Origin of the sequence: Sphaerisporangium viridialbum (assembly GCF_049674955.1) — a bacterium.
Taxonomy (GTDB): domain Bacteria; phylum Actinomycetota; class Actinomycetes; order Streptosporangiales; family Streptosporangiaceae; genus Sphaerisporangium; species Sphaerisporangium viridialbum.
Window position 1 is genome coordinate 8,853,397 of sequence record NZ_CP187232.1, and the last position, 11,693, is coordinate 8,865,089.

The window sequence follows — 11,693 nt, forward strand, 5'->3', positions numbered from 1 at the left end:
CTCGCCCTGAGAAGGCCGCTCTACTCCCGGTCTCCGCCCACCGTGAAGACGATCTTCCCGAAGACCTCGCCCTGGTGGAGCGCCGCGAAGCCCTCGCCGGCGCGGTCCAGCGGCACGACGCGGTCCACGACGGGACGTACGCCCGTCTGCTCCAGGAACGTGGTCAGCCGCCCGAGCTGGTCGCGCGTGCCCATCGTGGAACCGACGACCGAGAGCTGGAGGAAGAAGACCCGGTTGAGGTCGGCCGGCGGCACCGCGCCGCTGGTGGCGCCCGAGACCACGATGCGGCCGCCGGGGCGCAGCGACTTGAGGGAGTGATCCCAGGTGGCCTGCCCCACGGTCTCCATCACGGCGTCCACCCGCTCGGGAAGCCGTGAACCCGGTGCGAACACCTGGTCGGCGCCGAGTTCGAGCGCCTTGACGCGCTTGTCCTCCGAGCGGCTCGTCGCCCAGACGCGGTAACCGCCCGCCCGGCCGAGGGCGATGAGCGCCGTGGCCACGCCGCCGCCCGCCCCCTGGACGAGCACGGTCGACCCCGGCTCCAGCTCCGCCTTCTCGAACAGCATCCGGTACGCGGTCAGCCACGCCGTCGGCAGGCATGCCGCCTCCTCGAACGACAGCGCGGCGGGCTTTCGCACCAGGTTCCGGCGCGGCACCGCGACCCGCTCGGCGAACGTGCCGTCGTAGGTCTCCGACAGCAGGGAGCGCTTGGGGTCAAGGGTCTCGTCCCCGTTGACGGGCGTGCCGATCACGGAGTGGACGACGACCTCATTGCCGTCCTCGTCGACCCCGGCCGCGTCGCAGCCGAGGACGATGGGCAGCCGGTCCTGGCGGATGCCGACCCCCTTGAGCGTCCAGAGGTCGTGGTGGTTGAGGGCCGTAGCCCTGACGGTCACCGTGGTCCACCCGTCGGGGAGCTTGGGCTCGGGGTGCTCACCGAGCGTGAGCCCGGCGAGAGGGTTGTCGGGGTCGGTACGTGTGCACGTTACGGCGAACATGGCCGCACCCTATCCCCGCGCCCCTGCCCGGCTCTTCCCTGGTCGCACTGTCGGTGCGGAGATTTTCGCGAACCACCGCAAATTCCTTGATAGCCCCCCTTGGCCGCATTGGGCTTCGTAGCCCGCGACGAACCACGCCTACGGCGGTTACCGGAGCAAGGTCGCGATTATGGTCGAATCACCACACATCGATTCGGCGACACGCCGATACCAAAATAAATCCGAGCGCCCGATCTGAATCACTGAAGCGCGCAGAGCCACCTTTCGCCCAGCGCGCTTTCCCCGTCCTGGCAGGGCTTCCAGCCTGGACAGCCCCGCGAGACTCGCCCGACTTATCACGATAAAAGGCCGAGTAGTTACCTTATATTTTTTGCAATTAACTCGCTGGTAGCGCGAATCTCCCGCATGTCGGACAACGGTATTGAGGTCGACCATGCGTAGGGTCGGACATGCAGGCGCGCCAGCATCGAGGTGCTCCTTTACTTTGAACTGCAAAAAGAAAAGGACCGCTTTATGATAGACGTCGGTCACCCTCGGTCTCTACAACGTAATGTCGGTCGTTCATGGCTGACGGCAGCTCTCACGGGCGCTCTCGCGATGGGCGCACTCGTCGCGGCACCAAGCAGCGCGAGCGCGAACCAGGCGCCGCAGAACCTCGGCACGAAGGCAGCATCCCTGCTTCCCGCCGCGCCCGTGAAGCCCGGGTTCGCCGTCACCGTACGACGGGCCATAGCGACCACCACGACACTGACCTCGTCGCAGAACCCGGCCAAGAAGGGACATTCGGTCACGTTCACCGCCACGGTGACGGCGACCGGTACCAACATCCTTCCCACGGGCACGGTCGTGTTCCGTGAGGGCTCGAAGGATCTCGGCACGGCACAGCTCGAAGGAGTCGCCCAAGCGACTTACTCCACGTCGAGCATGGACGTGGGCTCCCACAACATCACCGCCTTCTACCAGGGCAACGTCTCCTTCGACCCCAGCACCTCCCAGGTGCTGATCGAGAAGGTCGACGACCCGGACGCCGAGAAGAAGAAGGAAGAGGACAAGAAGAAGGAGAAGGAGAAGAAGAAGGAGGAGGAGAAGAAGAAGGATGATGTCCGGGACGAGGACGACACGGATGACGACGACGATTCGGTCGGCACCGTCCGCGACAACAACCTGGAGCACCGCTGCCGCCACTTCAGGCACGACGACGAAGGGGCTGACGACGAAGACGGAGGCAGCCGCAACTCGCGCATCGACAGGCGGGACGACCTTCGCCGTCGCTGCCACAGGTTCTGGCACAGGCACGAGAACGACTTCACGACCCTGATCGACAGGGGCATTCGCCGGCACGTCGAAGGCCACTACGACAGGGGAGGCGGCCACCGCGAGTTCTGGGACTCCAGGCACCACCGCTGGGTCCCGGAGCACAAGGAGCACTACCACTACGAGAAGCCGTACCACCACCACAAGAAGCACTACCACAAGCACAGGCCGGTCGTGCACCATTTCGCCGTGACCGGTTGATCCACCGGCCCGGCACCCCAGAGGGCCCGCCCGATCCGCTTGGGCGGGCCCTCAGGCTCGTTCCCGGCCTCGGCACGCGGCGATCGTCGAGACGGCTCGAACGCCTTGGCGCGCGGCGGCCATTGACACGGCCTCGAACCCGAAGCCATTACAGCCACCGGGTCCAAGCCCCCTCTCTCGTGACCCTCTACAACAAGTCGACCGGGCGCCTTCGCCTTCCTCCCGTTCGCCGAGGCCAAGCTCGCCGGGCGCCGTCCTCTCCTCCCATTGGCCGAACCTCACCGTCATCCCTCGAACCGCGATAAGCGATTGCCTGTATTTCCGGGGGTCCCATGTACGTTCGCCGTCGATCCACGCGCACCACCATCGCGATCGTCGCGGTCATCACCGCGGCGCTCACGGGCCTCGTCCTGCTCGTGATCTTCACCAACAGGAAAGTCGACCGCGAGCTGGCCAAGCCACCTGCGCCCCCGGCCAAGCCCGCGGTCCCCGTCGAGGTCACTCCCAAGCAGTTGGCCGCCCTCCCCCTCTCGACGACCTGGACGAAGGTCGCCAAGGCGGAGCTCGACCCACAGCCCTTCGCCCCGAGCGACGGGCTCATCGTCCACCCGAAGGCGTCCAAGGTCGTGTACTCGGAGCCCGGTGGCCCGCCGATCGCGGTCGTGCCGGCGTCCCAGCTCGACAACCCCACCTGGCTCCCGGTGATCGAGTCCAAGCCGGAGTGGATGCGCGTGCTCCTCCCGAGCAGGCCCAACGGGTCGACGGGCTGGATCTACACCGGCGACGGCAAGATCAAGCAGACGTACAGCCCCTACCAGGTGCGCATCAACCTGACGTCGCGGCGGCTGATCCTGCTGAAGGACGGGCAGGAGACCGGATCCTGGCCCGTGGCGATCGGCACCAAGGAGACCCCGACACCGCTCGGCCGTACCTTCCTGCTCGCCTCGCTCTCCCCGCCCGAGGTCACCTACAGCCCGGTGATCCTCCCGCTCGGCATGCACTCGGAGAAGCTGCAGACCTACGACGGCGGCCCCGGCACGGTCGGCCTGCACGGCTGGCCGGACAAGAGCGCCTTCGGCCACGCCGTCTCCCACGGCTGCGTCCGCCTGCCCAAGGACGGCCTCGACGCGGTGTCCCACATCCCCCTCGGCACCATGATCATCATCAACCAATGACACCGACGCTCATGGCGGTGACCGGTTCCATCACGGCGGTGAGGTCGTCCGCGGCGCACCGTCCTCAGCGCGTCGCGACGGGCGGCGCACCGCCCTCAGCGCGGCGCGACGGCCCGGCGGTACGCGCCCGGCGTCACCCCGAAGTACCGGGTGAACCAGCGGGTGAGGTGGCTCTGGTCGGTGAACCCGGTCATCGCGGCGATCTCCGCGAGCGAGTGCCCCTCGACGAGCAGCCGCCGGGCCGTACGCAACCTGAGCTGCCGCTGGTAGTCGCTGGGCGCCATGCCGTACGCCGCCTGGAACGAGCGGTACACGGCGAACCGGCTACGCCCGGCGGCGGCGGCCAGGTCGCTCGCGGAGACCTCCCCGTCGTCCCCGTCATGCAGCAACTCCCGCACGACCCGCGCCGTCCCGTCGCCGGCCCAGGCTCTCGGCTCCGTGCTCAGACCATCGGTGACACGATCCCTCAGACCATCGGTGACACGATCGCTCAGACCATCGCTCGGGCCGGAGCCGCGTCCACCGGCCCTGCCAAGTGACGCGCCGAGATCCGGCACCCGTGCGTTCGCCCGCCTGGCCATGGCCACCACCACGCCGTCGAGCAGCTCGTCACGGCGTAGCGGCGTCGCGCCTCCCAGCAGGGCCTCGTGGAGCGCGCGGAGAGACCTGGCCAGCCCGGCGTCGGGAACCACGGGGTCGGTGAACAGCGGCAGCCCGACCGCGCGCTCCGCGGCCTCCCCCAGCACGTCCGCCACCAGGCCGGGACCGATGTGGACCATGCGGTACGTGAAGCCCAGCTCGTCGGTCGCGTGCCCGTCATGGGGATCGTCGGGATTGAAGACCATCACCATGCCGGCCGCGCTCGTGTGGGCCGAACCCCGGCAGGTGAAGCTCTGCGCCCCCTCCTCGGTGAAGCCGAAGGAGTACGTCTCGTGGCTGTGCCGGTGGTAGACGTGCCTTTCGAAGTGCGCGTGCATCGCCTCCAGCGGCCGGTCAGGCGCACGCCAGTACCGCGACCAGTCCCCTCCCATCCCCCCATTCTCACCCCGCGCCACCCCTCACCAGCCAAACCAACCCTTCACCCCGAACCACCCACACCCCGAACCACCCGCACCCTGAACCACCGCATACCGAACCACCCGCACCCTGAACCACCGCATACCGAACCACCGCACCTTCGAAGACCCCGTCGCAGCCCGACGGCCCCCTTCACGGCCTGAAGGGGGCCGTCACAGCCCGAAGGGGCCCGATCTCCTGACCGGACCCCTTCCTGCCGTCGAATCCATCGGCCGATGACCGGCGCCGCCTGCTCGCGCTCCTTGGCTTCTGCCGATGACCGGGTGACCTGCCCTCGCTCCCCTCAGAAGGCGTAGACAGGCCCCGTGGCGGAGCGCAGAAGGCAGGCGTTGCCGAAGGTGTGCTCCCACTTGATCCGGCCGCCGTCCCACATGCCGATGGCGGCGAGCGACACCGGCTCGGAGACCTGCGGGCAGACCGTTCCCGGCGAGACGTTCAGCTTGGCGGGGTCGCCCCCGACCGCTTCGAGCGCCTTGCAGGCCTCGGCCGCCTTGGGGTGCGACCCACCCGGAGGCGAGCACTGCAGGGTCAGGATGCGGTCGGGCGGGAACGACTTGTCACCGTGGTGGATGGCCAGGGCCAGCACCCGGGATCGCGGTCCGATCGCGAACACCTCCTGGTCCGGAGCCGTCCCGGTCGCGCCCGCCTGCTGCCCTGGGTCCGTCCCGGGGACGACCGCGGGCCGCCCTTCCGCGCCCGGCGCGACTGGAGGCTGCCCTTCCGTAGCGGGCACGGCCGGAGTCGTAGCAGGCACGGCCGGAGTCGTAGCGGGCGCGGCCGGAGTCGTAGCGGGCGCGGCCGGAGTCGTAGCGGGCGCGGCCGGAGGCTGCCCCTCCGTAGCGGGCACGGCCGGGGCCTGCCCCTCCTGCCCGGGCGCGGCCGCGGGCTGCTCCGGGTTCACCCCGGTCGCCTGCTGCCCCGGGCTCGTTTCCGCGGTGTTCTCGTGCTGAGGCTCCTGGCTCGTGCCCCCGGGCGGTGGCTCCTTGATCGAGTTCGCGCTCGCGGCCGACGAGCCGACGACCGCGGCCGTACCGAGAGCCAGGGCCAGGCAGCCGAGGCCAGTGAAGAGACGTCGCATGTGAATCCCCCGATTTACGCATGACGTTTGAGCGACGGCCAGCCTCCCGCGCCCGCACCCCCAGATCAAGAACCGACGCTCTGCGTCCCAGCGAACGGGCGCCGCACCGCCGCTCGGCGTTACGGCGAGCCGACGCCGCACCGCCGTACAAGACAGGCCGCATCACACCCCGCCAAGCTGCGAACATGCGTTTCGACACGAAGATCGGCATCGTGGTCCGGGAGGATCTGGCCGTCTGGCAGAAGCTCAACGTGACCGCGTTCCTGGCGAGCGCCGTGGCCGGCGGGGCCGAAGACGTCATAGGCGAGCCGTACGCGGACGGTTCCGGCAACGCCTACCTCGCGATGTTCCGCCAGCCGGTGCTCATCTACTCGGCCGACGCCGAGGGGCTCACCAGCGTGCACACCCGCGCCCTCAGCCGTGGGCTCACCACGGCGGTCTACATCGAGGAGATGTTCAAGACCGGCCACGACGAGGACAACCGCGCCGCCGTCCGGGCGGTCACCGCCGACGCCCTGAACCTCGTCGGCCTCGCCGTCTACGGCCCCCGCAACGCCATAGACAAAACCCTCAAGGGCCTACCCCTGCACCCGTGAGGATCGCGACCTACGGAACCTCGCCGTCCCGTCTCGAAGGGGTCCTCACATGGGCTCGCCTTCCTGCGTGAGCCAGGTGGGTTGACACGATGCCCCCATGGGTACTACCCGAAAGCTCGATCAGCCAACTCGGAGTAGTACTCATGGTAGCATCAGCAGTATGAAACTGAGTGTCAGCCTGCCCAGCGAGGATGTGGCCTTCCTCGATGAGGCCGTCGAGCGAGGCGACGCCCCATCTCGGTCCGCTGCGATCCACTCCGCGATCGAGCGGCTCCGTTCGTCCGGCCTCGAAGACACCTATGCCGCCGCTTTCGCGGAATGGAACGCGAGCGAGGATGCCGAGCTATGGGACTCCACAGCCGGTGACGGCGTTGCCGATGCGGCGCGGTGACGTCTACTGGGTCACCTTGGACCCGGTGAGAGGCTCAGAAGCCAACAAGACCCGCCCGGGCGTCATCGTGAGCAATGACGCGGCCAACCGTGCCGCCGCGCGCAGTGGCCGGGGCGTGGTGACGGTCGTTCCCATCACTTCCAATGTCGATCGCGTCTTCTCCTTCCAGGTCCTGCTACCTGCCGACGAATGCGGGCTCACTGTCGACTCGAAGGCACAGGCAGAACAACTCCGAGCGGTCGCCGTCGACCGACTGGGCACCTGGATCGGGAGCCTGCACCCCGCGACCCTGAGCAAGCTGGACAGCGCCCTACGCACCCATCTCGCCCTCTGACGTCGATCGCCGCGCGCAGATCCGCCGTCCTTCGAAAGCCGAGAAGTTTCATAGGCGCTCGCCCTGGAAGGTCTCTTCTCCAGAACCAAGAGTAGGAGACCACGCCGCGGCGTCCTCCTCGTCGACGAACTCGGCGCCATCAGACGGCCGGATGCGAGGAGATGTCCGTGGAGTTCGTCTCTGTCGTCGAAGCAGCGGGGAAGGCCGTCGACCTCGTCGGCGTGGGGGTGATCGTAGTCGGGGCACTGCTGGCGAGCGGCGTCTTCGGCCACGAACTGCTGCACCGCCGGCCGCCTCACGACGCCTACCGGCGCTACCGCCAGACCCTCGGCCGGGCGATCCTGCTGGGTCTGGAGTTCCTCGTCGCCGGAGACATCATCCGCACGGTGGCCATCTCCCCCACCTTCCAGAGCGTCGGCGTCCTCGCCGCCATCGTCCTGGTGAGAACCTTCCTCAGCTTCTCCCTGGAGGTAGAACTAGAGGGCCACTGGCCCTGGCACCCCAAGCCCAGGAACATGGCCTGATCTCCTCCACATGCCTGCCCACACACCAGCACAACTCCCCTTCTTGCCCAGTTGCAAAATGCAAAGCACCTAACTCAGTAGGCCGGTTGACGACCGGGTTCCACAGTCAGGTGCGCGGACAGGCTCCGCGCTGTTCTACGTCAGAAGTTGAAGACGGCGCCGGTGTAGGCGTGGAGTTCGCAGGAGTTGCCGAAGGTGCGCTCGAAGTAGAGGTGGTGACCGTCCCACATGCCGGACGCGGAGACCGTCATCGGCTCGTAGCGCCTGGCGCACCTGGCGTCCGATGAGGTCTTGAGGTCGCCGAGGTCTCCCTTGACGGGGTCGAGCAGCCGGCAGGCCTCCGTCGCCCGGGGATGCGTGCCGCCGGGCGACCCGCACTGCAGGAGCACGACGCGGTCGGAGGGCGTGGCCGACTCGCCCTTGGCGATCGTGAGCAGGAGCGCCCGGCTTATCCCCCTGACCGGATGCCACGCCGCGGAGTGGGCGGCCGGGCCTCCGGGGAACGGCCTCGGGATCGAAGCGGCGGCCGCGCCCGATGGGGCGACCACTCCCACGGACAGGGCCACCCCCAGCGACAGCGCCGCCCCGAAGGGCAGGCCCGCCCGCAGGGCCAGGGCCACCCGCGAAGGCAGGCCCGCGCGCAGGGGCAGACCCGCTCCTGGAGACAGGTCCGCGCAGGTCAGGCCGGTGAAGAGACGTCGCATGTGCATCCCCCGATTTCGCATGGCGTGGAGCGGTGACCCACCTTCCGCAGGCGTGCTTGCCGATCAAGCGCCCAACCATGATCGAAGAGCGAAGTTGGACGTATCAGGTATCTCTCCGGTTCCACCGGTTTCATAACAAGCCGGTAACGGACATCCACTTTTGTCCGATTTGGGGCCTAGTGAGCAAGATCGCCGGAGTACGGTCTGTGCTGTCTCTTTACGTAAGCGTGGGACCTTCCCGGGCATCCCATGACAAAGAAGGAGCTCAATGAACACCCGAGCAAAGCGCCTCATCCTCCCTCTCGGTGGTGCGATCGTCGCCACCGGCATGATCGGCGCGACCCTCTCCACCTCTGCCAGCGCGCAGGCCAAACCGACTCCCGTCAAGTCGGGCTCGCTGGCTAACGGGACCGACGCGAAGGCCATCGCGGGGTCCTGGACGCCCAGCAAGCTGAAGTCCGCGAAGAGCTACCTCGAGGACTCCTCGCACTCCGGCAAGCTGAAGAAGAGCACGAGCAGGGCCTCCGCCGACGGCAAGGCCGGCTCCATCGCCCCGACCGGCGCCGGTGGCAAGACCGCCGGCAAGTCGAAGAACGTCAACCTCCCCACCAACGTGGGCAAGGTGTTCTTCCAGGTCGACGGCAAGCCGTACTGGTGCTCCGGCAGCTCGGTCCAGTCGAAGTACCGCAACCTCGTCGCCACGGCGGGCCACTGCGTCTACGACACCGACAAGAACAAGTACGTCGACAACTTCGTCTTCATCCCCGGTTACTACCAGGGCAAGGCGCCGTGGGGCGTCTACGTCGGCGCGAAGGTCAACCTCCACCACGACTTCACGGTCTACGAGGACTACGACTACGACTACGCCTTCGTCAACGTGTACAACGGCGTCAAGCAGACCGGCGAGAAGATCGTCGCCAAGAGCGAGTACGACGCGTACAAGGGTCCGAAGTGGGCCAATGACGAAGAGATCACCCAGAACGAGTACCAGAAGAAGGTCGACGAGAAGGGCGGCGAGACCGCCGACGCCTGGTCGAAGTCCACTGGTTCCGAGACCGTCCTCCCCTGGGGCACCGCCGGCGGCCAGCGCGTCGTCAAGGAGGTCACCAAGGACGAGTACGACAAGGCTCCCGCGGCCGACGCCAAGGTGAACTACGCCAAGGCGCCGGGCAAGACCGCCACGGAGATCGTGGACGAGGTCACGTACAACCAGTACACCGGCCCCGGCTACAAGAAGATCGTCGACTCGGCCTACACCATCACCCACTACTACGTGAAGTACTGGGTGAAGAAGACCACCACGGTCAAGTACTACAAGACGGTCTTCCACATCAAGACGTTCGTGGACGCGGGCCGTCTCGGTGACAACGTCGGCGGCCAGGGCTTCACCTGGAACCGGAGCACGAAGGCGAAGCAGTTCAGCTTCGGCTACCCGACCTCCGCGCACCTCGACGGCAACAAGGCCTACACCGGCGAGACCATGAAGTGGTGCTACGGCCAGACCGTCGCCGCTCCCGCTGTTCCCAAGTACAAGGCCGAGGAGCAGCTCGCCATCAAGTGCGCCTTCACCCCGGGCGCCACCGGTGGTCCGTTCCTGATCGAGTACAAGAGCAGCAAGCGCACCGGTTACCTCAACGGTGTCGTGAGCCTGACTCTGGACACCGACGGCAACGGCCGCTACGACCACATCACGACGCCGTACTTCAACAGCGACACCTACGGCATCTACAAGTACTCCGCCAACCTGTGGACCGGGAAGCTTACGACCAGCTGACGCGAGCCACGGCAGGGTAGGGGGCCGGCCGCATGTCCGGCCCCCTACCGGCGTACTCGTTCGACGACCCGATCACCCATCCGATAACGAAGTGAATCCAGGTCAGCCAAGTACGGTGCCGATAGTTAGTTGATCTGGAAAAATCGCCCTTCACCGTTGTCTGCACTCTTCTGATCAGTGGAAGGTACGAAATGCCACCCCGAGCGAAGCGGATCGCGCTCACATTCTGCGGCGCCCTCGCGACCGCCAGTGTGTTCCTGTCCGCGGGCCCGGGGCTCGTCCAGGCGCTGGCCGCGACTGAGTCGGCCCCCGCGGGCATCACGACCCTTCCACTGGCGCAGACCGACGCGGACCTGCAGAAGGTCGTCGACTGGTGGACGCCCGACCGGTTGAAGAACGCCAGCGGCTACGCGCCCAAGACGGCGGCGCCCAGTACCACCGGAACCGCCTCGGCGAGCCCCAGCAGCCCCGCCACCACGCTCGCCCCGGCCGCGGCCGAGGCGGGCACCTCGACCAAGGCCCCCAACAGCAAGACGACCGCCGTCGCGGGGGCGGCCCCGCCCAAGACGGTCAAGACCGTCAGGACCAAGAACGTCAACCTCCCTCCGACGGTGGGGAAGGTGTTCTTCCGCAACGGCACCACCGAGTACTGGTGCTCGGCCTCGTCCGTGCACTCCAAGTACGGGAACGTCGTCGCCACCGCGGGTCACTGCGCCTACGACGTCAAAACCGGCAAGCCGGTCGAGTACTGGGTGTTCATCCCCTCCTACACCGGCAACGGGGCGACGCCGTACGGCATCTACGTCGGGCACACGCTGCACATCAACGACACGTACGCGGCGACCGGCGACTACGACTTCGACTACGCCTTCGTGACCGTCCACCACGGCTACCGCTGGGACACCGACAAGGACGCGAACGGCGTCGCCAAGAAGGACGCCAAGGGCCAGCCGGTGTACAAGACCATCGACACCGGACGCCTGGAGAGCCAGGTCGGCGGCCAGGGCTTCGCCTGGAACAGGGGGTATGTCGTCGCCGCCTACGCGTTCGGGTACCCAGCGGGCCCCAATCCCGACCTCAGCCGGCCGTACAACGGCCTCACGATGGTGTCGTGCTTTACCCGAGCCACCAGAAAGATCGCCACGGAGAAGTGGGATCTGGACAACGGTGTCTTCTTCAACGGCTGCGGCTTCACGGCCGGGGCCAGCGGCGGCCCCTGGCTGATCAAGTACAGCCCCTCACGGCGCATCGGCTACCTGAACGGCGTGAACAGCCTCACGTGGGATCTGGACGGCAACGGCCGCAACGAGGGCGTGTCCTCTCCGTACTTCAACACGGCGACCTATCTCGTGTACTCCTACGCCGCCCGCCAGAAGACCGACTGAGCAGCATCGAGACCTGACACACCGAGAGGGGCCCGGCGGATGCCGGGCCCCTCTCGCGTTGCGGCGCCTCGGCGGCAACCGTCCGGCTCCTGTCCGTTCCCCGAGAGAACACTTTCCGGCCACTGGCCCGTTCCATGCGAAG

Annotated in this window: 12 protein-coding genes; 8 read left to right on the plus strand and 4 right to left on the minus strand. The window is 67.5% G+C overall.

Annotated elements, in window-relative coordinates; translation table 11 throughout:
• Positions 1-20 precede the first annotated feature (20 nt).
• On the minus strand, positions 21-998 hold the full coding sequence (locus ACOZ38_RS39805; protein ID WP_424536079.1) for a zinc-binding dehydrogenase: 978 nt from the start codon (positions 996-998) through the stop codon (positions 21-23).
• Positions 999-1,595: 597 nt separating this feature from the next.
• Between ACOZ38_RS39805 and ACOZ38_RS39810 the strand changes: the two genes are divergently transcribed.
• On the plus strand, positions 1,596-2,513 hold the full coding sequence (locus ACOZ38_RS39810; protein ID WP_424536080.1) for an Ig-like domain-containing protein: 918 nt from the start codon (positions 1,596-1,598) through the stop codon (positions 2,511-2,513).
• Positions 2,514-2,845: 332 nt separating this feature from the next.
• Positions 2,846-3,688 carry a L,D-transpeptidase gene (locus ACOZ38_RS39815; RefSeq protein ID WP_424536081.1) on the plus strand — a complete coding sequence of 281 codons (843 nt, stop codon included), beginning with the start codon at positions 2,846-2,848 and terminating at the stop codon, positions 3,686-3,688.
• A gap of 95 nt (positions 3,689-3,783) precedes the next feature.
• Here the strand turns inward: ACOZ38_RS39815 and ACOZ38_RS39820 are convergent, their stop codons facing one another.
• Both ACOZ38_RS39820 and ACOZ38_RS39825 read right to left on the minus strand, forming a co-directional pair.
• Positions 3,784-4,719 carry an AraC family transcriptional regulator gene (locus ACOZ38_RS39820; protein ID WP_424536082.1) on the minus strand — a complete coding sequence of 312 codons (936 nt, stop codon included), beginning with the start codon at positions 4,717-4,719 and terminating at the stop codon, positions 3,784-3,786.
• A gap of 329 nt (positions 4,720-5,048) precedes the next feature.
• Positions 5,049-5,843, minus strand: coding sequence for an SSI family serine proteinase inhibitor (locus ACOZ38_RS39825; RefSeq protein ID WP_424536083.1), 795 nt, complete (start codon positions 5,841-5,843; stop codon positions 5,049-5,051).
• A 185-nt stretch (positions 5,844-6,028) separates the two neighbouring features.
• Between ACOZ38_RS39825 and ACOZ38_RS39830 the strand changes: the two genes are divergently transcribed.
• From ACOZ38_RS39830 to ACOZ38_RS39845, 4 genes are all read left to right on the plus strand, one after another.
• Positions 6,029-6,439, plus strand: a complete 411-nt coding sequence (locus tag ACOZ38_RS39830) for a DUF2000 family protein (RefSeq protein ID WP_424536084.1) — start codon at positions 6,029-6,031, stop codon at positions 6,437-6,439.
• Between the two features lie 160 nt (positions 6,440-6,599).
• Entirely contained in the window at positions 6,600-6,830 is a 231-nt protein-coding gene (locus ACOZ38_RS39835; protein ID WP_424536085.1) for a ribbon-helix-helix domain-containing protein, read from the plus strand.
• Between the two features lie 25 nt (positions 6,831-6,855).
• The gene (locus ACOZ38_RS39840; RefSeq protein ID WP_424536086.1) at positions 6,856-7,164 is read left to right on the plus strand and encodes a type II toxin-antitoxin system PemK/MazF family toxin; all 309 of its coding nucleotides are present in this window, start codon (positions 6,856-6,858) and stop codon (positions 7,162-7,164) included.
• 161 nt (positions 7,165-7,325) lie between these two features.
• The gene (locus ACOZ38_RS39845) at positions 7,326-7,688 is read left to right on the plus strand and encodes a DUF1622 domain-containing protein (RefSeq protein WP_424536087.1); all 363 of its coding nucleotides are present in this window, start codon (positions 7,326-7,328) and stop codon (positions 7,686-7,688) included.
• Between the two features lie 140 nt (positions 7,689-7,828).
• Here ACOZ38_RS39845 and ACOZ38_RS39850 read toward each other — a convergent pair whose 3' ends face one another.
• Positions 7,829-8,392: an SSI family serine proteinase inhibitor gene (locus ACOZ38_RS39850; protein ID WP_424536088.1), complete on the minus strand. Its 564-nt coding sequence runs from the start codon at positions 8,390-8,392 to the stop codon at positions 7,829-7,831.
• 268 nt (positions 8,393-8,660) lie between these two features.
• Here ACOZ38_RS39850 and ACOZ38_RS39855 point away from each other — a divergent pair, with 268 nt between their 5' ends.
• Positions 8,661-10,166, plus strand: coding sequence for a trypsin-like serine peptidase (locus ACOZ38_RS39855; RefSeq protein ID WP_424536089.1), 1,506 nt, complete (start codon positions 8,661-8,663; stop codon positions 10,164-10,166).
• A gap of 191 nt (positions 10,167-10,357) precedes the next feature.
• The gene (locus ACOZ38_RS39860) at positions 10,358-11,551 is read left to right on the plus strand and encodes a trypsin-like serine peptidase (RefSeq protein ID WP_424536090.1); all 1,194 of its coding nucleotides are present in this window, start codon (positions 10,358-10,360) and stop codon (positions 11,549-11,551) included.
• Positions 11,552-11,693: the final 142 nt, after the last annotated feature.